This is a genomic window from Cupriavidus sp. GW823-FHT07B10 (assembly GCF_058794355.1).
Genome location: NZ_JBXAGS010000024.1, coordinates 45,920 through 66,607, shown reverse-complemented (window position 1 = coordinate 66,607; position 20,688 = coordinate 45,920). Strand labels below are relative to the sequence as shown.

17 protein-coding genes are annotated in these 20,688 nt (G+C 67.5%); 15 read left to right on the top strand and 2 right to left on the bottom strand.

Annotated elements, in window-relative coordinates:
* Nucleotides 1–27: 27 nt before the first annotated feature.
* The 10 genes from murD to lpxC all read left to right on the top strand — a co-directional run bounded on the left by murD (nt 28) and on the right by lpxC (nt 11,850).
* Nucleotides 28–1,539, top strand: coding sequence for a UDP-N-acetylmuramoyl-L-alanine--D-glutamate ligase (murD, locus tag AC1Q6V_RS31415; RefSeq protein WP_454750448.1), 1,512 nt, complete (start codon nt 28–30; stop codon nt 1,537–1,539).
* A complete protein-coding gene (gene ftsW, locus AC1Q6V_RS31410) occupies nt 1,536–2,777 on the top strand; it encodes a putative lipid II flippase FtsW (RefSeq protein WP_010814770.1) in 1,242 nt (413 codons plus the stop codon). Before murD ends, ftsW begins: the two co-directional genes overlap by 4 nt.
* Nucleotides 2,774–3,844, top strand: coding sequence for an undecaprenyldiphospho-muramoylpentapeptide beta-N-acetylglucosaminyltransferase (gene murG / locus AC1Q6V_RS31405; RefSeq protein WP_010814769.1), 1,071 nt, complete (start codon nt 2,774–2,776; stop codon nt 3,842–3,844). The genes ftsW and murG overlap by 4 nt, the downstream gene beginning before the upstream one ends.
* Nucleotides 3,845–3,866: 22 nt before the next feature.
* Nucleotides 3,867–5,300 carry a UDP-N-acetylmuramate--L-alanine ligase gene (gene murC, locus AC1Q6V_RS31400; protein ID WP_010814768.1) on the top strand — a complete coding sequence of 478 codons (1,434 nt, stop codon included), beginning with the start codon at nt 3,867–3,869 and terminating at the stop codon, nt 5,298–5,300.
* Nucleotides 5,297–6,280: a D-alanine--D-alanine ligase gene (locus tag AC1Q6V_RS31395; RefSeq protein WP_011616088.1), complete on the top strand. Its 984-nt coding sequence runs from the start codon at nt 5,297–5,299 to the stop codon at nt 6,278–6,280. Before murC ends, AC1Q6V_RS31395 begins: the two co-directional genes overlap by 4 nt.
* 27 nt (nt 6,281–6,307) lie before the next feature.
* Nucleotides 6,308–7,222 (top strand): cell division protein FtsQ/DivIB, encoded by a 915-nt coding sequence (locus tag AC1Q6V_RS31390; RefSeq protein WP_010814766.1) that lies wholly within the window; start codon nt 6,308–6,310, stop codon nt 7,220–7,222.
* Nucleotides 7,219–8,451 (top strand): cell division protein FtsA, encoded by a 1,233-nt coding sequence (gene ftsA / locus AC1Q6V_RS31385; RefSeq protein ID WP_010814765.1) that lies wholly within the window; start codon nt 7,219–7,221, stop codon nt 8,449–8,451. The genes AC1Q6V_RS31390 and ftsA overlap by 4 nt, the downstream gene beginning before the upstream one ends.
* A 180-nt stretch (nt 8,452–8,631) precedes the next feature.
* On the top strand, nt 8,632–9,825 hold the full coding sequence (gene ftsZ, locus AC1Q6V_RS31380; RefSeq protein WP_010814764.1) for a cell division protein FtsZ: 1,194 nt from the start codon (nt 8,632–8,634) through the stop codon (nt 9,823–9,825).
* Nucleotides 9,826–10,272: 447 nt separating this feature from the next.
* Nucleotides 10,273–10,779 (top strand): peroxiredoxin, encoded by a 507-nt coding sequence (locus AC1Q6V_RS31375; protein WP_010814763.1) that lies wholly within the window; start codon nt 10,273–10,275, stop codon nt 10,777–10,779.
* A 153-nt stretch (nt 10,780–10,932) separates the two neighbouring features.
* Nucleotides 10,933–11,850 (top strand): UDP-3-O-acyl-N-acetylglucosamine deacetylase, encoded by a 918-nt coding sequence (gene lpxC, locus AC1Q6V_RS31370; RefSeq protein WP_010814762.1) that lies wholly within the window; start codon nt 10,933–10,935, stop codon nt 11,848–11,850.
* A 64-nt stretch (nt 11,851–11,914) separates the two neighbouring features.
* Here lpxC and AC1Q6V_RS31365 read toward each other — a convergent pair whose 3' ends face one another.
* Nucleotides 11,915–12,418 (bottom strand): hypothetical protein, encoded by a 504-nt coding sequence (locus AC1Q6V_RS31365; protein WP_010814761.1) that lies wholly within the window; start codon nt 12,416–12,418, stop codon nt 11,915–11,917.
* Nucleotides 12,419–12,723: 305 nt separating this feature from the next.
* Here AC1Q6V_RS31365 and secA point away from each other — a divergent pair, with 305 nt between their 5' ends.
* The 5 genes from secA to AC1Q6V_RS31340 all read left to right on the top strand — a co-directional run bounded on the left by secA (nt 12,724) and on the right by AC1Q6V_RS31340 (nt 20,453).
* The gene (gene secA / locus AC1Q6V_RS31360) at nt 12,724–15,501 is read left to right on the top strand and encodes a preprotein translocase subunit SecA (RefSeq protein ID WP_010814760.1); all 2,778 of its coding nucleotides are present in this window, start codon (nt 12,724–12,726) and stop codon (nt 15,499–15,501) included.
* 163 nt (nt 15,502–15,664) lie between these two features.
* Nucleotides 15,665–16,891, top strand: coding sequence for a bifunctional glutamate N-acetyltransferase/amino-acid acetyltransferase ArgJ (gene argJ / locus AC1Q6V_RS31355; RefSeq protein WP_011616086.1), 1,227 nt, complete (start codon nt 15,665–15,667; stop codon nt 16,889–16,891).
* 80 nt (nt 16,892–16,971) lie between these two features.
* Nucleotides 16,972–17,877, top strand: a complete 906-nt coding sequence (locus AC1Q6V_RS31350; RefSeq protein WP_010814758.1) for an ATP-binding protein — start codon at nt 16,972–16,974, stop codon at nt 17,875–17,877.
* Complete coding sequence (locus tag AC1Q6V_RS31345; RefSeq protein ID WP_011616085.1) at nt 17,874–18,320, top strand: NUDIX domain-containing protein; 447 nt, start codon at nt 17,874–17,876, stop codon at nt 18,318–18,320. Before AC1Q6V_RS31350 ends, AC1Q6V_RS31345 begins: the two co-directional genes overlap by 4 nt.
* A gap of 93 nt (nt 18,321–18,413) precedes the next feature.
* Nucleotides 18,414–20,453, top strand: coding sequence for an OPT family oligopeptide transporter (locus tag AC1Q6V_RS31340; protein WP_454749912.1), 2,040 nt, complete (start codon nt 18,414–18,416; stop codon nt 20,451–20,453).
* Nucleotides 20,454–20,483: 30 nt separating this feature from the next.
* Here the strand turns inward: AC1Q6V_RS31340 and AC1Q6V_RS31335 are convergent, their stop codons facing one another.
* Nucleotides 20,484–20,672, bottom strand: coding sequence for a DNA gyrase inhibitor YacG (locus tag AC1Q6V_RS31335; protein WP_010814755.1), 189 nt, complete (start codon nt 20,670–20,672; stop codon nt 20,484–20,486).
* Between the last annotated feature and the right edge of the window lie 16 nt (nt 20,673–20,688).

Genomic DNA, 20,688 nt, shown 5'->3' with positions numbered 1-20,688 from the left:
ACAGGAAAACAAAGGCAGGAAATCGAAGTGTTTGGCGAGCTGCAAAAACCTCATGTGCTGGTACTGGGCCTTGGTGAGTCGGGCCTGGCCATGGCGCGCTGGTGTGGCCTGAACGGCTGCGCGGTGCGCGTGGCTGACACGCGCGAGGCGCCCGCCAACCTTGTCTTCCTGCAGGCCGAGCTGACTTCGGCCGAATTCGTCGGCGGCCCGTTCGCCGACAGCCTGCTCGACGGCATCGGCCTGGTGGCGATCAGTCCGGGCCTGTCGCCGCTGGAAGCCGCCACTGGCGCGCTGCTGGCCGCGGCGCAGGCGCGCGGCATCCCCGTGTGGGGCGAGATCGAGCTGTTCGTGCGCGCGCTGCGCCACCTGGAAGCCGAGTCCGGCTACGCGCCGAAGATCCTGGCGATCACCGGCACCAACGGCAAGACCACCACCACCGCGCTGACCGGCCGGCTGGTGGAGCGCGCCGGCAAGAGCGTGGCGGTGGCGGGCAATATCAGCCCGTCGGCGCTGGACAAGCTGTCGGCCTGCATCGCCTCGGCATCGCTGCCGGAGGTGTGGGTGCTTGAGCTGTCCAGCTTCCAGCTGGAAACCACGCACACGCTGGCGCCCGCCGCGGCGACTGTGCTCAACGTCACCCAGGACCACCTGGACTGGCATGGCTCGATGGAAGCCTATGCCGCGTCCAAGGCGCGCATCTTCGGGCCGGCCGGCAGCGAGTGCGTGCAGGTGCTCAACCGCAACGACCGCCTGACCATGGATATGGCGCGGCCCGGGAGCACGCCGCTGACCTTTGGCACCGACCTGCCGGAAACGCCGGGCAGCTTCGGCATCCTGCGCGAGGGCGGCATGCCCTGGCTGGTGCTGGCCGAACCCGATCCGGACGCGGAAGGGGAGGGCAAGCCGCGCCGCCGCAAGGCCGCCGAGGTGGCCCGGGAAGCCGTGCCGGTGCGCCACAAGCGCCTGATGCCGGCCGACGCGCTGCATATCCGCGGCATGCACAACGCCACCAACGCGATGGCCGCGCTGGCGCTGTGCCGCGCCATCGACCTGCCGATGAACGCACTGCTGCACGGCCTGCGCGAATACCGCGGCGAGCCGCACCGCGTGGAGTGGGTTGCGACCATCGACGATGTCGAGTATTTCGACGACAGCAAGGGCACCAACGTGGGCGCAACCGTGGCCGCGCTGTCTGGGCTGGACAAGCGCGTGGTGCTGATCGCCGGCGGCGAAGGCAAGGGCCAGGATTTCTCGCCGCTGGCCGCGCCGGTGGCGCAGTACGCGCGCGCGGTGGTGCTGGTCGGCCGTGCCGCGGGTGAACTGCGCGATGCATTGCAGGGCAGCGGTGCCAGCCTGGTCGACGCCGGCACGCTGGAAGAGGCCGTGACCAAGGCTGCCGGACTGGCCGAGAGCGGCGATGTGGTGCTGCTGTCGCCGGCATGCGCCAGCCTCGACATGTTCCGCAACTACGTGCATCGCGCCGAGGTGTTCCGCGGCGCGGTGGAAGAACTGGCGCTGTCCCGGGGGATCCTGCCATGAGCGAAGCACAGGTCAAGCGCAGCGGCTTTATCGGCGCCACCATCGGCAATGCCTGGGGTGGCCTGCGCGACGCCGTGTCGGGCGTCAAGCCGACCCGCTCGCGCATGATGGAGTACGACCAGCCCATGCTGTGGGTGTCGATCGTGCTGCTCGCGCTCGGCCTGGTGATGGTCTATTCGGCCTCGATCGCGCTGCCGGACTCGCCGCGCTACGCCAACTATCGCGAGAGCCACTTCCTGATGCGCCATGCGTTCGCGCTGGGGATCGGGCTGTCGGTCGGGCTGGCGTCGTTCCAGGTCCCGGTCAAGGTGTGGGACCGCTACGCGCCCAAGCTCTTTATCTTCGCGCTGATCCTGCTGGTGATCGTGCTGGTGCCGTTCGTCGGGAAGGGCGTGAACGGCGCGCGGCGCTGGATTCCGCTGGGCGTGATGAACTTCCAGCCGTCCGAGCTGATGAAGCTGGCGGTGGTGCTGTACGCGGCCAACTACACCGTGCGCAAGCAGGAGTGGATGCAGACCGTGTCCAAGGGCTTTTTGCCGATGGGCGTGGCGGTGGTGGTGGTGGGCATGCTGCTGCTGCTCGAGCCCGACATGGGCGCGTTCCTGGTAATCGCCGCGGTGGCGATGGGCATCCTGTTCCTGGGCGGCATCAACGGCAAGCTGTTTGCCGGGCTGGTGGGCGTGGCAATCGGCGCGTTCGCGCTGCTGATCACGGCTTCGCCCTGGCGGCGCGAGCGGATCTTCGCCTACCTGAACCCGTGGGAAGAGAGCAACGCGCTGGGCAAGGCCTACCAGCTCACGCACTCGCTGATCGCTTTCGGCCGCGGCGAGTGGACCGGGGTGGGGCTGGGCGGCAGCATCGAGAAGCTGCACTACCTGCCCGAGGCCCATACCGACTTCATCCTCGCGGTGATCGGCGAGGAATTCGGCTTTGTCGGCGTGCTGGTGGTGATCGTGCTGTTCTACTGGCTGGTGCGGCGCGCCTTCAATATCGGCCGCACCGCGCTGCAGCTGGACCGCACCTTTGCCGGCCTGGTGGCCAAGGGCATCGGCGTGTGGATCGGCTGGCAGACCTTTATCAATATGGGCGTGAATCTGGGCCTGCTGCCGACCAAGGGGCTGACGCTGCCGCTGGTGAGCTATGGCGGCTCGGGGATCTTGATGAACTGCGTGGCGCTGGCGATCCTGCTGCGCATTGATTATGAAAATCGAGTATTGATGCGCGGAGGGAAGGTATGACCGGACCGCGCACCTTGCTCGTGATGGCCGGCGGCACCGGGGGGCATGTGTTCCCGGGGCTGGCGGTCGCGCACGCGCTGCGCGAGCAGGGCTGGAAAGTGGTCTGGCTGGGCAACCGCACCGGCATGGAAGCCACGCTGGTGCCCAAGCACGACATCCCGATGGAGTTCATCCAGTTCGGCGGGCTGCGCGGCAAAGGCCTGGTGACCAAGTTCCTGCTGCCGCTGAACCTGCTGCGTGCGTTCTGGCAGAGCATAGCCGCGCTGCGCCGGGTGCGCCCGAGCGTGGTGCTGGGCATGGGCGGCTATATCACCTTCCCGGCCGGCATGATGGCGTCGCTGCTGGGGCGCCCGCTGGTGCTGCACGAGCAGAACTCGATTGCCGGACTGGCCAACAAGGTGCTGGCCAAGGTGGCCGACCGCGTGCTGTGCGCGTTCCCGGACACGCTGCCCGGCGGCGAATGGACCGGCAACCCGGTACGCGAGGAACTGGCGCACCTGGACGCGCCCGAAGCGCGCTATGACCAGCGCAGCGGCCCGCTGCGGATCCTGGTGGTGGGCGGCAGCCTGGGCGCCGCGGCGTTGAACGAGGTGGTGCCCAAGGCCATCGCGCTGCTGCCCGGGGGCGAGCGCCCGGTGGTCACGCATCAGGCGGGCGCGAAGCAGATCGACACGCTGCGCGCCAACTACGCGGCCGCGCAGGTGCCCGCGCAGACCCTGCCGTTCATCGACGACATGGCGCGCGCTTACGCCGATGCGGACCTGGTGATCTGCCGCGCTGGCGCGATGACGGTGTCGGAAGTGGCTGCCGCGGGTGTGGCGGCGATGTTCGTGCCGTTCCCGCATGCGGTGGACGACCACCAGACCACCAACGCGGAATTTTTGTCGAAGCAGGGCGCGGCCCTGCTGGTGCAGCAGAAAGACCTGACGGCCGAGGGGCTGGCGCAAACCATCGCCAGCCTGACCCGGCCGCAGCTGAAAGACATGGCGCGCCTGGCGCGCGGACTGGCCAAACCTGAGGCAACCCGGCGCGTCGCCGAGATCTGCAGTCAGCTGGCCAGGGACTGAAGCCTATATAAGCAGCAATCGAATGAAGCATATCGTCAAGAACATCCACTTCGTGGGCATCGGCGGCGCCGGCATGAGCGGCATCGCCGAGGTCCTGCTGAACCTGGGATACAAGGTCTCGGGCTCGGACGTGGGCAACAATGCCGCCACGCGGCGCCTGGCATCGCTCGGCGCCACGGTCATGCACGGGCATGACGCGGCCAACGTGACCGGCGCCAACGCGGTGGTGGTGTCGACCGCCGTCAGCGGCGACAACCCCGAAGTGCTGGCCGCCCGCAGCAAGCGCATCCCGGTGGTGCCGCGCGCAGTGATGCTGGCCGAACTGATGCGCCTGAAGCAGGGCGTGGCCATCGCCGGCACGCACGGCAAGACCACCACCACCAGCCTGGTGGCGTCGGTGCTGGCCGAAGGCGGGCTGGACCCGACCTTCGTGATCGGCGGCCGCCTGAACTCGGCCGGCGCCAACGCGCGCCTGGGCACGGGCGACTTCATCGTGGCCGAGGCCGACGAGTCGGACGCATCGTTCCTGAACCTGTTCCCGGTCATCGAGGTCATCACCAATATCGATGCCGACCACATGGACACCTACGGGCATGACTTTGCCCGGCTCAAGCAGGCGTTCATCGAATTCACCCAGCGGCTGCCGTTCTACGGCATCGCGGTGCTGTGCGTCGACGACCCCAACGTGCGCGAGATCCTGCCGTTCGTGTCCAAGCCGGTGGTGCGCTACGGCTTTGCCGAGGATGCCCAGATCCGCGCCGTGGACGCGCGCGCGGTCGACGGCCAGATGCACTTCACCGTGCAGCGCCAGCTCAACGGCCATACCGAGCCGCCGCTCGAGATCGTGCTGAACCTGCCCGGCCTGCACAACGTGCAGAACGCGCTCGCGGCGATCGCCATTGCCACCGAGCTGGAGGTGCCCGATGCCGCCATCGTCAAGGCACTGCGCGAGTTCCATGGCGTGGGCCGGCGCTTCCAGCGCTACGGCGAGGTGGCCACGCCCGACGGCGCCGGCACCTTCACCCTGGTGGACGACTACGGCCACCACCCGGTCGAGATGGCGGCCACGCTGGCCGCCGCGCGCGGCGCGTTCCCGGGGCGCCGCCTGGTGCTGGCGTTCCAGCCGCACCGCTTTACCCGTACGCGGGATTGCTTTGAGGACTTCGTCAAAGTGCTGGGCACCGTCGATGCGCTGCTGCTGTCCGAGGTCTACGCCGCCGGCGAAGCCCCGATCGTGGCCGCCGACGGCCGTGCGCTGACCCGCGCGCTGCGCGTGGCCGGCAAGGTCGAACCTGTTTTCGTGGAGCAGATGGAAGAAATGCCGCAGGCCATCCTGGATGCCGTCCGGCCGGGCGATGTGGTCGTGACGATGGGCGCGGGCTCGATCGGGGCCGTGCCGGGGCAGCTGGTGTCGCACCAGCAATCGACGCAATCAACGCAGGGAGGCCAGGCATGAGCTTCGTCGCCCATCCCAATATCGATCCCAAGTCGCTGGGCAAGGTCGGCGTGCTGCTGGGCGGACGCTCGGCCGAACGCGAGATCTCGCTGATGTCTGGCAACGGCGTGCTGGCCGCGCTGCAGTCGCGCGGCGTGGACGCGCACGGCTTCGACCCGGGCCTGCAGAGCGTGGCCGAGCTGGCCGCTGCCGGCTTTGACCGCGTCTTTATCGCACTGCATGGCCGCTATGGCGAGGATGGCACCATCCAGGGCCTGCTCGAGCAGCTGGGCGTGCCGTACACCGGCAGCGGCGTGCTGGCATCAGCCATGGCCATGGACAAGCAGGCCACCAAGCGCTTGTGGATGACCTATGGCCTGGCCACGCCGCGCTTTGCCATGCTGCATGCGGACACTGATTTTGATGCCGTGGCGGCCGACCTGGGCCTGCCGCTGATCGTCAAGCCGGCGCGCGAGGGCTCGTCGATCGGCCTGACCAAGGTCACTGCCGCCGACCAGATGCGCGCGGCGTTCGAGAAGGCCGCGGCGCTGGACAACGACGTCATTGCCGAGACCTTTATCGACGGCGCCGAACTGACCTGCCCGATCGTGGGCGAGGGCGACAGCGCCGAAGCGCTGCCGGTGATCCGCATTGTTGCGCCCGAAGCCAACTACGACTATCAAAATAAGTACTTTACTGACGATACCCAGTACTTGTGCCCGTCGGGCCTGGATCCCGAAGTCGAACGCGAGGTCCGGGCGCTGGCGGTGCAGTCCTACCGCGTGCTGGGCTGCCGCGGCTGGGCGCGTGCCGACCTGATGCTGCGCGCCGACGGCAAGCCTTTCCTGCTCGAGATGAATACCTCGCCCGGCATGACCGGCCATTCGCTGGTGCCGATGGCGGCGCGCGCGGTTGGCATCAGCTACGAGGACTTCGTGATGCAGGTGGTGGCCGCGGCCACGCTGGACCTGCATCCCAACGAGCATTGGAAACCCGAATAACGCAACCGAACAGGACCGTACCGGACCATGTGGCATAACGCACGCCTGCTCAACCTGATCGCCTCCGCGCTGTACGCGCTGGTGGTGCTGATGGCGCTCGCGGCAGGCCTGCTGTGGCTGGCGCAGCGGCCGGTGTTCGCCATCACCCATGTGGAGATCGGCCCGCTGGACGGCGGCGCCCTGCGCCACGTGAACGCGCCCAGCGTGCGTGCCAGCGCGCTGGGCAAGCTGACCGGCAATTTCTTCACGCTGGACCTGAACGCGGCCCGGCAGGCATTCGAGTCGGTGCCCTGGGTGCGGCGCGCCAGCGTGCGGCGCGAATGGCCCAACGGCCTGGCGGTCGAGGTCGAGGAACACGAGGCGCTGGGCACCTGGGGCACGCCCGACAGCGGGCGCCTGATCAATACCTATGGCGAGGTCTTTGTCGCCAACACCGCCGAGGCGGAAGAAGACGCACAGCTGCTGGCGCTGGACGGGCCGCCGGACAGCGAGGGCGATGTGATCGAGAAGCTCGAGGTCATGCGCCAGTGGTTCAAGCCGCTCAAGGCCGAGCCGCTGGCGGTGGCCCTGTCTGGCCGCTATGCGTGGCGCGCGAAGCTGTCCAACGGCATGGAGGTCGAACTGGGCCGCGAGCAGAACGATGAGGATCGCGTGGCGATGGACCAGCGGGTCCGGCGCTTCGTCGCGGCCTGGCCGCAGGTCACCCAGCAATGGGGCAGCCAGATCGAGTATGCCGACTTGCGTTATCCCAACGGCTTTGCCATCCGCGCCGCCAATGCCCGCTTCCTGACCGAGGCGCAGATCGCAGCGGCGGTCAGGGCGGAGAAGGCGGCGAAAGCAGCGAAGGCGGCCAAGCCGGCGCCGGCGGCAGCAGCGGTTTCAGGTACTTCCAACAACAATCCGACGCGACTGAAGAGCAAGAACGCGGAGAAAACCCGATGAGCAAGGAATACAAGGACCTGTTGGTCGGTCTCGATATCGGCACCTCGAAGGTGGCGGCGGTGGTCGCAGAACTGCGCCCCGACGGCAGCTACGAGGTGATCGGGATGGGCCAGTCAGAGTCCAAGGGTCTGAAGAAAGGGGTCGTGGTCAATATCGAGGCCACCGTGCAGTCGATCCAGAAGGCGCTGGAAGAGGCCGAGCTGATGGCCGACTGCAAGATTTCGGAGGTCTTCACCGGCATTGCCGGCAGCCACATCCGCAGCTTCAACTCCAGCGGCATGGTGGCGATCAAGGACAAGGAGGTCACGCAGACCGATGTGGCGCGCGTGATCGAGACCGCCAAGGCGGTCAATATCCCGACCGACCAGCAGATCCTGCACATCCTGACGCAGGAATTCATCATCGACGGCCAGGAGGACGTGCGCGAGCCCATCGGCATGAGCGGCATCCGCCTGGAAGTGAAGGTGCATATCGTCACCGGCGCGGTCAGCGCCGCGCAGAACATCGTCAAGTGCGTGCGCCGCTGCGGCCTGGAAGTGCACGACCTGATCCTGCAGCCGCTGGCTTCGAGCCTGGCGGTGCTGACCGAGGACGAGAAGGAACTGGGCGTGGTGCTGGTCGACATCGGCGGCGGCACCACCGACATCGCCATCTTCAGCGAAGGCGCGATCCGCCATACGGCCGTGATCCCTATCGCCGGCGACCAGATCACCAACGACATCGCGATGGCGCTGCGCACGCCGACGCCAGATGCCGAGGACATCAAGATCCAGTACGGCATCGCCAAGCAGGCGATCGCCGACCCGGACGACATGATCGAAGTGCCGGGCGTGGGCGACCGTGGCACGCGCACGCTCAGCCGCCAGGCGCTGGCCGCGGTGATCGAGCCGCGCATCGAAGAGCTGTACTCGCTGGTGCACCAGGTGGTGCGCGAGTCGGGCTATGAAGAACTGTTGTCGTCCGGCGTGGTCATCACCGGTGGTACCGCGATGATGCCGGGCATGGTCGAGCTGGGCGAGGACATCTTCCTCAAGCCCGTGCGCGTGGGTGTGCCGGAGTACCGCGGCAACCTGCACGAGGTGGTGAAGAGCCCGCGCTACGCGACCGTGATGGGCCTGCTGCTGGAAGGCCGTGTGCAACGCATGCGCGGACGCAAGGTGGCGGTGCAGAGCGGGTCGGTCAAGCAGGTGTGGACCCGCATGAAGGAATGGTTTGTCGGCAATTTCTGATCAATGCGGAAATTGACGCGCTGACGATGCAACGGCGCGCAGGCAGGGCGGTCTACCGGACAGGCCTGTGTGCCGAGTGGAAGTTTTCTGGTTTTCTTTTTATTGGTTTCTTGTTCAGAAACCAGGGGTTGCGGCGGGGAGGCTGCATCGTCTGGGGACTGATTTTTCTCGGAGGCAGTGATGGACTTTGACATGATCGAAACGGAAGTGCAGGACGGCACCATCATCAAGGTGGTCGGCGTGGGCGGTGCGGGCGGTAACGCCGTGCAGCACATGATCAGCCGCGGCGTGCAAGGCGTCGAATTCATCTGCATGAACACCGATGCCCAGGCGCTCAAGCGTTCGAGCGCTTCGCGCGTGCTGCAACTTGGCAATACGGGCCTGGGCGCTGGCGCCAAGCCGGAAGTCGGCCGCAACTGCGCCGAATCGGCCCGTGATCAGATCGCCGACTCCCTGCGCGGCGCGCACATGGTCTTCATCACTGCCGGCATGGGCGGCGGCACCGGCACGGGCGCCGCGCCGATCGTCGCGCAAGTGGCCAAGGAGATGGGCATCCTGACCGTGGGCGTGGTCAGCAAGCCGTTCGACTTCGAAGGCGCGCGCCGCGCCAAGGTGGCCGAACACGGTTCCAGCGAGCTGGAATCAAGCGTCGACTCGCTGATCGTGGTACTCAACGAGAAGCTGTTCGAAGTGATGGGCGACGACGCCGAGATGGACAAGTGCTTCCAGTGCGCCGACGACGTGCTGCACAACGCGGTGGCCGGCATTGCCGAGATCATCAACGTTGACGGCCTGGTGAACGTCGACTTCGAAGACGTGAAGACGGTGATGGGCGAGCAGGGCAAGGCCATGATGGGGACGGCCACCGTGTCGGGCGTGGACCGCGCCCGCCTGGCAGCCGAGCAGGCCGTTGCCAGCCCGCTGCTGGAAGGCGTTGACCTGTCCGGCGCGCGCGGCGTGCTGGTCAACATCACCGCCAGCCGTTCGCTGAAGCTGTCGGAAACCAAGGAAGTCATGAACACCATCCGCAGCTACGCGGCGGAAGATGCGACCGTGATCTTCGGTACGGTGTACGATGACTCGATGAGCGATGCGCTGCGCGTGACGGTGGTGGCCACGGGCCTGGGCCGCTCGGCCAAGAAGCAACAGCCGATGACCCTGCTCAAGACCGGCACGGACAACATGCCGGTGCAGATGATGGCCAACATGACCGCCGCCGCGGCCACGCACAGCTCGCCGGACTACAGCAACCTGGATACGCCGGCAGTGTGGCGCAGCTCGCGTGAGTCGGCGTCGGCTCACGTGGCGGCGCTGCAGGAAAAGGGTGTGGATACGTACGACATCCCGGCCTTCCTGCGCAAGCAGGCAGACTGAGCCCTGCCTGGCGCGGCATCGGTGCCTCCACCGGCCGCCTGACGGAACGCGTCGCCTTGTCGCGATGCACGTGCGCTCCCCATCCGCGCGTGCCTTGCATGGACTGACGTGAACCGCCGGGCTGCTGGCGGCGCCGCGCCTGCGCCGGACTGAGCTTCACCCGCATCCCGCCGGGACTGGCGTGCCGCTGGCCGCCTCCCCGGACTGGTTTCCCGCCTTCCCGGTCGGGATGTATCAGCGTCCGCGCGGCGCACCCAAGAGGTGCGCCGCGCGGACGTCTTTGTAGCAAGGTGTATCGGATCCGCGCCGGATGTCACCGGATGTGACCCGGCTTTGGCGATGCGGGCAAGGCGCCTATGATCTTGAGATTGCCCGTCTGACTGAGTGCGGGCGTCTGCGCCCCGGCATCCGGACTATTCTTCAGAAAACCCAGAAGGACCACGACTCATGATCACTGTCGGTTCCCGCGTCCCCGACGCCACGCTGCAGGAATTCTTCGAGACCGAAGGCAACGGCTGTGCGCTCGGCCCCAATGCCTTCAAGGTGGCGGACCTGGTCCGCGGCCGCAAGATCGTGGTGTTCGGCCTGCCCGGCGCTTTTACGCCGACCTGCTCGGCCAAGCATGTGCCGGGCTTTGTGCAGCACGCCGCGGCGCTGCGCGAGGCCGGCGTCGACGAGGTCTGGTGCGTGTCGGTCAACGACGCCTTCGTGATGGGCGCCTGGGGCCGTGAACAGCAGACTGGCGGCACGGTGCGCATGATGGCCGACGGCAGCGCCGAGTGGACCCGCGCGCTGGGCCTGGACCAGGACCTGGGCGCGCGCGGCATGGGCGTGCGCTCCAAGCGCTACGCGATGGTGATCGACGACGGCGTCGTCACCCGGCTCGACGTCGAGGCACCGGGCGAATTCCGCGTCAGCAGCGCCGAAGCAGTGCTGGCGGCGTTGCGTGGCTGACACAGTCATCCGGGTAAACGTGGATAATACGCAACTTGTTAAGGGGATGTTAACAGCCGGAAACAAAACCCGGCTGCAGCGCCCCTGAGGTGGTGGTAAAATCCCTTAATCAGAAAAGCTGCTCGATAGATTTTTATAATAGTTGAGGCTGTCATGCTCAAACAGCGCACCATCAAATCCCTGGTAAAGACCGTTGGCATCGGCCTGCACTCGGGACGCAAGGTCACGTTGACCCTGCGTCCCGCGCCGGCGGACACCGGCATCGTCTTTACCCGCGTCGACCTGCCCGAGGCCGTCGAGATTCCCGTGGCCGCGTCGGCCATCGGCGACACGCGCCTGGCATCGGTGCTGCAGAAGGATGGCGCGCGCGTTTCGACCGTCGAGCACCTGATGTCGGCCTGTGCGGGCCTGGGCATCGACAACCTCTATGTCGATGTCGACGCCGAGGAAATCCCGATCATGGACGGCAGCGCCGCGTCCTTCGTGTTCCTGCTGCAGTCGGCCGGCATTGAAGAGCAGAACGCGCTGAAGACCTTTATCCGCGTCAAGAAAGCGGTGGAAGTGCGCGAGGGCGACAAGCTGGCGCGGCTGGAGCCGTTCTTCGGCTTCAAGCTGTCGTTCACCATCGACTTCCGCCACCCGGCGGTCGACAAGACCGGCCAGACTTTCTCGATCGACTTTGCCGACACCAGCTACGTGCGCGAGATTGCCCGCGCCCGCACCTTCGGCTTTGCGCACGAGGTGGAAGCCCTGCGCGAGATGGGCCTGGCGCGCGGCGGCAGCCTGGACAACGCGATCGTGCTGGACGAGCACCGCATGCTCAACAATGAAGAGCTGCGCTACGGCGACGAGTTCGTGCGCCACAAGATCCTGGATGCGATCGGCGACCTGTATGTGGTGGGCCACCCGCTGATCGGCGCCTATGTGGCGAACAAGTCGGGCCACGGCCTGAACAACCAGCTGCTGCGCGCGCTGCTGGCCGACCAGGAAGCCTACGAACTGGTCACCTTCGACCGCGTCGAGGAAGCCCCGGTCGCGTTCCTGCCGCAGGCGCAGCCGGCGTTTGCCTGATCCTGGCGAACTGGCGCAGAAAAAAGCCGACCCGAGGGTCGGCTTTTTCGTGTTCGGCAACGGGCTAGCGGTGATGGGCGAGCAGCGTATTGAGCGCGTCGCGCAGCGGCGAATCCGGCAGGCTGCGCGCCAGCTGGTCCAGATTGGCGAGTCCCGTGGGCGTCATGCGGCCACCGGTGCGCTGGCGTTGCACGGGCTCCACTTCCCAGTCCGCGTGGCGCGACACCTCCGGCTGCACCCGCACCCGGATCGCGGTGATATGCGAGCCGCGCTGCTGCAGCCGTGCCAGCAGCGTCGGCACTACCTGGCGCACGCGGGCAGCGGCGGCGCCGTGCGCGGCCAGCAACAGCAGCACCTGGGCGTTCGGGTCGGTGGCGTCACGCTTGACCCCGGCCACGGCCAGGCCGTCGCGCATGCCGGCGGGCAGCAGTGCCAGCACCTCGGCCTCGAGCACCGACAGCTGGCGCGCGGTCTGCATCAGCGTCGAAACCGGGCCGGCCTTGGCCAGCCAGTCGTTGAGCGGCTTGGCGGCGGGGGTCTGCAGGGCGTGATGGGTGAAGCGGCGCATGCATGCATTCTAGCAAGGGGCGCGCTGGCCGCCTTGCCCGACTGTGGATTGAAGCTGCGGCGGCCGCCCCAAACTGTGGCCAATGGGCGCACGGGCAATCACGCGGGCAATCTGCGGACCACACGCGTGGCCGACATCCGGCAGGCTTGCCTGCCCTTGCGGGACGGGGCCAGGCGCGTTCCGGCCGTGACCCCGGCACATGATAAACTCGGCGTTTTGCGCCAATCTATCCATTCCTCGCCCGGCCGCCGGAGCAGCCCGCATCCCTGGGGTGCCGCCCGGTTCCGCGCAGGTGAAAGCAATCGATGATCACCGGCCTTCTCAAGAAAGTCTTCGGCAGCCGCAATGAGCGGCTGATCAAACAATACCGCCGCACGGTGGCGCAGATCAATGCGCTGGAGCCGAAGTTCGAGCAGCTCTCGGACGACGAACTGCGCGGCATGACGGAGACCTTCCGGCAGCGCCACGCCGGCGGCGAATCGCTCGAGGCGCTGCTGCCCGAGGCCTTCGCCGTCTGCCGCGAGGCCAGCAAGCGTGTCATGAAGATGCGCCACTTCGACGTGCAGCTGATCGGCGGCATGGTGCTGAACGACAACAAGATCGCCGAAATGCGCACCGGCGAAGGCAAGACGCTGACCGCGACGCTGGCCGTGTACCTGAATGCCATCACCGGCCAGGGCGTGCACGTGGTGACCGTCAACGACTACCTGGCGCAGCGCGATGCCGAGTGGATGGGCCGGCTGTACAACTTCCTGGGCCTGTCGGTGGGCGTGAACCTGTCGCAGATGCCGCACGACGCCAAGCAGGCGGCGTACAACTCGGACATCACCTACGGCACCAACAACGAGTTCGGCTTCGACTACCTGCGCGACAACATGGTCTACGACCCGTCGCAACGCGTGCAGCGCCCGCTCAACTACGCCATCGTCGATGAAGTGGACTCGATCCTGATCGACGAGGCCCGCACCCCGCTGATCATCTCCGGCCAGGCCGAGAACCAGACCGACCTGTACCAGCGCATGAACGGCATCCCCAAGCTGCTCGAGCGCCAGATCGGTGAAGAGAAGGCCGACGGCACCGGCGTCGAGAAGCCGGGCGACTACTACGTCGACGAGAAGGGCCACCAGGTCTACCTGACCGAAGCCGGCCACGAGAAGGCCGAAGAGATCCTGTCGCAGCAAGGCCTGATCGGCGAGGGCGAGTCGCTCTACGCGCCGCAGAACATCACGCTGATGCACCACCTGTACGCCGCCCTGCGCGCGCACAGCCTGTTCCATCGCGACCAGCACTACGTGGTGCAGAACGACGAAGTCGTGATCGTCGACGAGTTCACCGGCCGCCTGATGACCGGCCGCCGCTGGTCCGACGGCCTGCACCAGGCCGTTGAGGCCAAGGAAGGCGTCACCGTCCAGCAAGAGAACCAGACGCTGGCGACGATCACCTTCCAGAACTACTTCCGCATGTACAACAAGCTGGCCGGCATGACCGGCACGGCTGACACCGAAGCGTATGAGTTCCAGGAGATCTACGGCCTGGAAGTGGTGGTGATCCCGACCAACCGCCCGGCCCAGCGCAAGGACCAGCAGGACCAGATCTACAAGACCGGCAAGGAGCGCTACGACGCCGTGGTGCGCGATATCCGCGACTGCTACGAGCGTGGCCAGCCGGTGCTGGTGGGCACCACCTCGATCGAGACCTCGGAATACCTGTCGGGCCTGCTCGATCGCGAGCAACTGCCGCACCAGGTGCTCAACGCCAAGCAGCACGCGCGCGAAGCCGAGATCGTGGCCCAGGCCGGCCGCCCCAAGATGATCACCATTGCCACCAACATGGCCGGCCGCGGTACCGACATCGTGCTGGGCGGCAATGTGGAGAAGCAATCCGGCTTTATCGAGGCGGACCCGAACCTGTCCGACGCCGAGAAGGCCGCACGCATCAAGCAGCTCGAGGATGAGTGGCATTCGCTGCACGAGCAGGTCAAGGCCGCCGGCGGCCTGCATATCGTCGGCACCGAGCGCCATGAGTCGCGCCGTATCGACAACCAGCTGCGCGGCCGTGCCGGCCGCCAGGGCGACCCGGGTTCGTCGCGCTTCTACCTGTCGCTGGACGACCAGCTGCTGCGCATCTTCGCCGGCGACCGCGTGCGCGCCATCATGGAACGCCTGAAGATGCCCGAGGGCGAGCCGATCGAAGCCGGCATCGTCACGCGCTCGATCGAATCGGCGCAGCGCAAGGTCGAAGGCCGCAACTTCGACATCCGCAAGCAGCTGCTGCAGTACGACGACGTCGCCAACGACCAGCGCAAGGAAATCTACAAGCTGCGCAACGACGTGCTGGAAGCCCAGGATGTCGGCGACATGGTGACCAACCTGCGCGAGAGCGTGCTGGTTGAGCTGTTCCGCGACCACGTGCCGGCCGACACCATGGAAGAGCAGTGGAACATCTCCGGCCTGGAAACGCGCCTGCGCGAGGACTGGGGCCTGGAAGTGCCGCTGGCGCAGACCATCGAGGGCGCGCAGAGCATCGAGGACGAAGAGCTGCTCAACCTGATCATGAAGGCGGCCGCGGAGCGCTACGATGGCAAGGTCGCGATGGTCGGCCGCGAGTCGTTCGCCGGCTTCGAGCGCTCGGTCATGCTGCAGAGCATCGACACGCACTGGCGCGAGCACCTGGCCGCGCTGGACCACCTGCGCCAGGGCATCCACCTGCGCGGCTATGCGCAGAAGGATCCCAAGCAGGAATACAAGCGCGAGTCGTTCGAGCTGTTCGCGCGCCTGCTGGACCTGATCAAGAACGAAGTCACGCGCGTGACCTTCAACGTGCAGATCCAGTCGCCGGAAGAGCTGGAGCAGGCTTCGGAAGAGATCGAGGAAGGCCTGTCGCACCTGGAGAACATCCAGTACAAGCACGACGAGTTCGCCGAAGGGCGCGAGCCGGTCGAGGAAGCGCCGTCGCCGCGCACCGGTGCGGCCATGGCCGCCGCCGAGCTGGCGCTGGCGGGCATGCCCAAGGTCGGCCGCAACGATCCGTGCCCGTGCGGCTCGGGCAAGAAGTTCAAGCAGTGCCACGGCAGGCTCAGCTGAACTGAGCCCGGCCGGGTACCCGGCATGACGTCGTTCCCGCTGTCTGGGGAGTGACGCGCAAGGAAACGACATGCCCGCCCTCCGCGGGCATGTTCGTCTGATGACAAGCAAGTTGCGAGCAGAAGCCGCAAGCAGATAACGCAAGCAGGAACGAGGAGTCCACATGCCCGTCAATCTTCCGCTGCCCCAGGCAGAGAACCTGAAATCCGTCGCCGGCGTGGAGCTGGGCTGGGCCGAGGCGGGCATCCGCAAGGCCAACCGCAAGGACGTGCTGGTGGTGCGCGTGGCCGAAGGCAGCACCGTGGCCGGCGTCTTCACCAGCAACCGCTTCTGCGCGGCGCCGGTGCAGGTCTGCCGCGAGCACCTGGCCGCTGGCAAGGGCATCCGCGCGCTGGTGGTCAACACCGGCAATGCCAACGCCGGCACCGGCGAACCGGGCCTGGCCAGTGCCCGCGCCAGCTGCGACGCGCTGGCAGCGCAACTGGGCATCGCCGCCGAGCAGGTGCTGCCGTTCTCGACCGGCGTGATCCTGGAGCCGCTGCCGGTCGACCGCCTGGTGGCCGGCCTGCCCGCCGCCATCGCCAACGCGAAGCCGGACAACTGGCTGGCCGCCGCCGAAGCCATCATGACCACCGACACGCAGCCCAAGGCCGCGTCGCGCACGGTGCAGATCGACGGCAAGACCGTGACGCTGTCGGGCATCAGCAAGGGCGCCGGCATGATCCGCCCGAACATGGCGACCATGCTCGGCTTTATCGCCATGGACGCCGCCGTGGCCCAGCCGGTGCTGCAGGCGCTGGTCTCCTACGCCGCCGACCATTCGTTCAACAGCATCACCATCGACGGCGATACCTCGACCAACGACTCGTTCGTGCTGATCGCCACGGGCAAGTCCGGCGCCGTGGTCGAGCGCGCCGAAGGCCCGGCCTTCGAGGCGCTGCGCGACGCGGTGACCGCGCTGGCGCAGGAACTGGCGCAGATGATCGTGCGCGACGGCGAAGGCGCCACCAAGCTGATGACCATCCGCGTCGAAGGCGGCAAGGACGTGGCCGAGTGCCGCCAGATCGCCTATGCGGTGGCGCATTCGCCGCTGGTCAAGACCGCGTTCTATGCGTCGGACCCCAACCTGGGCCGCATCCTGGCCGCGGTCGGCTACGCCGGCGTCGATGACCTCGACGTCGGCCGCGTCAACCTGTGGCTGGACGATGTCTGGGTGGCCCGCGACGGCGGCCGCAACCCCGACTACCGCGAGGAAGACGGCCAGCGCGTGATGAAGCAGGCCGAGATCACCGTGCGCATCGCGCTCGGCCGCGGCAAGGCCGAAGCGACGGTCTGGACCTGCGACCTGTCGCACGATTACGTGTCGATCAACGCCGACTACCGCTCCTGAGCTTTCCGTCCTTCCCGTGCATGCGGGAAGGGCATCGATTCCCCTGCCAGCCGATACCGCGCCCCTAGCGCGCCCCTGCCATGTCTGACCTCGCCGCCCGCCTCGACAACTTCCTTGCCCGACTCGAACAATGGCTGCCGCCGCAACTGAGCGACGCCGACTGGCAGGAGGCCGTGGCGTTCCGCTGGCGCAAGCGGCAGAGCCTGTTCGGCAATATCGGCTACCTGCAGCCGGTGCGCCAGCTGCCGCCGATCCACCTGGACGACCTGAAGAACATCGAGCGCCAGAAGGATGCCATCGTCGCCAACACGCGCCAGTTCGTGAGCAAGCTGCCGGCCAACAATGTGCTGCTGACCGGCGCGCGCGGCACCGGCAAGTCGTCGCTGATCAAGGCCTGCCTCAATGCCTTCGTCAGGGACGGGCTGCGGCTGGTTGAGGTGGACAAGGATGACCTGGGCGACCTCGGCGATATCGTCGAGCTGGTTGCGCAGCGCCCCGAGCGCTTCGTGATCTTCTGCGACGACCTGTCGTTCGAAGAGGGCGAGTCGGGCTACAAGTCGCTCAAGTCGGCGCTGGACGGCTCGGTGGCGGCGCAGTCGGACAACGTGCTGATCTACGCCACCTCCAACCGCCGGCACCTGCTGCCGGAGTACATGAAGGACAACGAGACCTACCGCCACACCGACGATGGCGAGATCCATCCCGGCGAAGTGGTGGAAGAGAAGATCTCGCTGTCCGAGCGCTTCGGGCTGTGGCTGTCGTTCTACCCGCCCAAGCAGGACGAATATCTGGCCATTGTCGGCCACTGGCTCAGGCACTTTGGCTGTACCGACGAGGACATCGCCGCGGCGCGCGGTGACGCGCTGGTGTGGGCGCTGGAGCGCGGCTCGCGCTCGGGCCGCGTGGCCTGGCAGTTTGCGCGCGATTGGGGCGGCAAGCATGGCAAGCCCTATATTGCCGATGTCGCCGGAGACGCCAAGGCATGAGCGCGGCCACGCAGAACCCCGCGCAGACCGGCGCCAACCCGCCGCGCAAGGTGACTGAGGTGGCGGTCGGCGTGCTGGTGCAGCCCGACGGACGCTTCCTGCTGGCGCAGCGCCCGGCCGGCAAGCCCTACGAGGGCTATTGGGAATTCCCCGGCGGCAAGCTGGAGCCCGGTGAGTCGGTGGAGGCAGCACTGGCCAGAGAACTCCATGAAGAGCTGGGCCTTGATGTAACGCAATGCGAGCGTTGGCACATTCTGGAACATGACTATCCGCACGCCTATGTGCGGCTGTATTTCTGCAAGGTCACCGACTGGCGGGGCGACCCCGTCGGCCGCGAAGGCCAGGCCTTCTCGTGGCAGCGCACGCCGGTGACGGTGGGGCCGCTGCTGCCGGCCACCATTCCCGTGGTGGAGTGGCTGGCCGAGGAATCGGGCAACGGCTGACCCTGCCTTCCCGCTGTCGGGCAAGCGGCCGCGGCGCCCGCTTGCGCGCCGCCAGGGCCTGACCAGGCCCTGATCCACAGGAAAGGAACCTGCATGCTACGTGTCGATCGTATCGCCGACGACGTTTCCCTGCCTGAACTGACCCTGCGCGGCATCATCCTCGGTGCGCTGATCACGGTCGTGTTCACCGCCTCCAACATCTACCTGGGCCTGAAGGTCGGCCTGACCTTCTCGTCGGCGATCCCGGCGGCCGTGATCTCGATGGCCGTGCTGCGGCTCTTCCCCGGCGCCAACATCCTGGAAAACAACATGGTGCAGACGCAGGCCTCGGCCGCGGGCACCCTGTCGTCGATCATCTTTATCCTGCCGGGCCTGGTCATGCTGGGCCACTGGCAGGGCTTCCCGTTCTGGCAGACGCTGGCGATCTGCGCGGCCGGCGGCATGCTGGGCGTGCTGTTCAGCATCCCGCTGCGCCACGCGATGGTGGTGCAGAGCGAGCTGCCCTACCCGGAGGGCGTGGCCGCGGCGGAAATCCTGCGCGTGGGCAGCGCCGCGCCAGACCAGGCCGCGCCGGGGCAGAAGCCCCAGGCGACCGGCCTGGTCGACCTGATGGCCGGCGGCCTGGTGGCGGGGCTGTTCAGCTTTGCCGCCGGCGGGCTGCGCCTGCTGGCCGAGGGCGCCAACTTCTGGCTGTCGGCCGGGGCCTCGGTGGTGCGGCTGTCGATGGGGTTCTCGCTGGCGCTGGTGGGCGCGGGCTACCTGGTCGGAATCGTCGGCGGGCTGGCCATGCTGCTCGGGCTGGTGCTGACCTGGGGCGTCGCGGTGCCGTGGCTGACGGCCATCACGCCGCGCCCGGACGGCGCCACGCTGTCGGCCTTCGGCGCCATGGTGTGGAGCCAGCAGGCGCGCTTCATCGGTGCCGGCACCATCGGCATTGCCGCGATCTGGACGCTGCTGTCGCTGGCCGGGCCGATGCTGTACGGCATCCGCGCCTCGTTCGGCGCGCTGCAGGGCGGGCCGGCGGGGCAGGGCAAGATGCCGCGCACGCAGCAGGACATGCCGGCCAGATGGATCGGGCTGGTGATGCTGGGGCTGCTGGCGGTGCTGGTGACGGTATTCGCCTGGTTCCTCGCGCCGGCGCCGCTCGATGGCGGCGCACGCTGGCGCCTGGTGATCTACGCGGTGGTGTTCGCCTTTATCTTCGGCTTCCTGGTGGCGGCGGCGTGTGGCTACATGGCCGGGCTGGTGGGCTCGTCGGCCAGCCCGATCTCGGGCATCGGCATCATCGCGGTGATCCTGGTGTCGCTGCTGATCCTGCTGGCGGGCAAGGCCGACGGGCTGCTGGCCACGCCCGAGGGCAGAAACTTCGCGATTGCGCTGGCGATCTTCACCACCTCGGCGGTGGTGGCGGTCGCCTCGATCGCCAACGACAACCTGCAGGACCTGAAGACCGGCTGGCTGGTCGGTGCCACGCCGTGGCGCCAGCAGGTGGCGCTGCTGATCGGCTGCGCGGTAGGCGCGGCGGTGATTCCGCCGGTGCTGGACCTGCTCTACAGCGCCTATGGCTTCGCCGGCGCGCTGCCGCGTGCGGACATGGACCCCAACCAGGCGCTGGCCGCGCCGCAGGCGACGCTGATGACCGCGATCGCCACCGGCATCTTCACCCGCCAGCTCAACTGGACCATGATCCTGATCGGCATCGGGCTGGGCGTGGTGCTGATCGCCATCGACGAGGTGCTGCGCCGCCGCCGCGGCGCGGCGCGGCTGCCGGTGCTGGCGGTGGGCATCGGCATCTACCTGCCGCCGACCATCAGCTCGGCGCTGGTGGTGGGCGCGGTGCTGTCGTGGCTCCTGCTGCGCAGCGAGCGCCGCCGCGCCAGCGCGCGCGGCGACGACGTCAAGCTGGCGCTGGAACATGCCGAGCGGCGCGGCACGCTGCTGGCCTCGGGCCTGATCGTGGGGGAAAGCCTGGTCGGCGTGATGCTGGCCGCGGTAATCGGCCTGTCGGGCAGGGATGCGCCACTGGCGCTGGCCGGGCCCGGGTTTGAAGCGACCGCGCAGTGGCTGGGCCTGGCGGTGTTCGCGCTGGTATGCGTGGGCTTCCACCGCCGCGTGCTGGCGGCGGCGCACTGAACCGCGAGGGACGCTGAAGGCGAGGGCGCTTCAGTCGTCCTCGTCTTCAGTCTGGTCGGCGGAGGTCTCGCCCGGCTTGCCGCCGATCACGTATTTCTCGGACGCCCAGGCGCCGAGATCGATCTGCTTGCAGCGCTCGGAACAGAAGGGGCGGAATTTGTTGTCGGGCACCCAGGCCACCTCGGTGCCGCAGGTGGGGCATTTGACGACAGCAGGCATAGCGTTCAGCGCAGGC

Excerpts from the sequence above, each read along its gene's own strand:
- AC1Q6V_RS31340 (WP_454749912.1), top strand. The coding sequence starts at position 18,414 with ATGCTACGTGTCGATCGTATCGCCGACGACGTTTCCCTGCCTGAACTG.
- murC (WP_010814768.1), top strand. The coding sequence starts at position 3,867 with ATGAAGCATATCGTCAAGAACATCCACTTCGTGGGCATCGGCGGCGCC.
- ftsW (WP_010814770.1), top strand. The coding sequence starts at position 1,536 with ATGAGCGAAGCACAGGTCAAGCGCAGCGGCTTTATCGGCGCCACCATC.
- AC1Q6V_RS31335 (WP_010814755.1), bottom strand. The coding sequence starts at position 20,672 with ATGCCTGCTGTCGTCAAATGCCCCACCTGCGGCACCGAGGTGGCCTGG.
- AC1Q6V_RS31395 (WP_011616088.1), top strand. The coding sequence starts at position 5,297 with ATGAGCTTCGTCGCCCATCCCAATATCGATCCCAAGTCGCTGGGCAAG.
- AC1Q6V_RS31350 (WP_010814758.1), top strand. The coding sequence starts at position 16,972 with ATGTCTGACCTCGCCGCCCGCCTCGACAACTTCCTTGCCCGACTCGAA.
- ftsA (WP_010814765.1), top strand. The coding sequence starts at position 7,219 with ATGAGCAAGGAATACAAGGACCTGTTGGTCGGTCTCGATATCGGCACC.
- murG (WP_010814769.1), top strand. The coding sequence starts at position 2,774 with ATGACCGGACCGCGCACCTTGCTCGTGATGGCCGGCGGCACCGGGGGG.
- AC1Q6V_RS31345 (WP_011616085.1), top strand. The coding sequence starts at position 17,874 with ATGAGCGCGGCCACGCAGAACCCCGCGCAGACCGGCGCCAACCCGCCG.
- lpxC (WP_010814762.1), top strand. The coding sequence starts at position 10,933 with ATGCTCAAACAGCGCACCATCAAATCCCTGGTAAAGACCGTTGGCATC.
- AC1Q6V_RS31375 (WP_010814763.1), top strand. The coding sequence starts at position 10,273 with ATGATCACTGTCGGTTCCCGCGTCCCCGACGCCACGCTGCAGGAATTC.
- AC1Q6V_RS31365 (WP_010814761.1), bottom strand. The coding sequence starts at position 12,418 with ATGCGCCGCTTCACCCATCACGCCCTGCAGACCCCCGCCGCCAAGCCG.
- AC1Q6V_RS31390 (WP_010814766.1), top strand. The coding sequence starts at position 6,308 with ATGTGGCATAACGCACGCCTGCTCAACCTGATCGCCTCCGCGCTGTAC.
- argJ (WP_011616086.1), top strand. The coding sequence starts at position 15,665 with ATGCCCGTCAATCTTCCGCTGCCCCAGGCAGAGAACCTGAAATCCGTC.
- secA (WP_010814760.1), top strand. The coding sequence starts at position 12,724 with ATGATCACCGGCCTTCTCAAGAAAGTCTTCGGCAGCCGCAATGAGCGG.
- ftsZ (WP_010814764.1), top strand. The coding sequence starts at position 8,632 with ATGGACTTTGACATGATCGAAACGGAAGTGCAGGACGGCACCATCATC.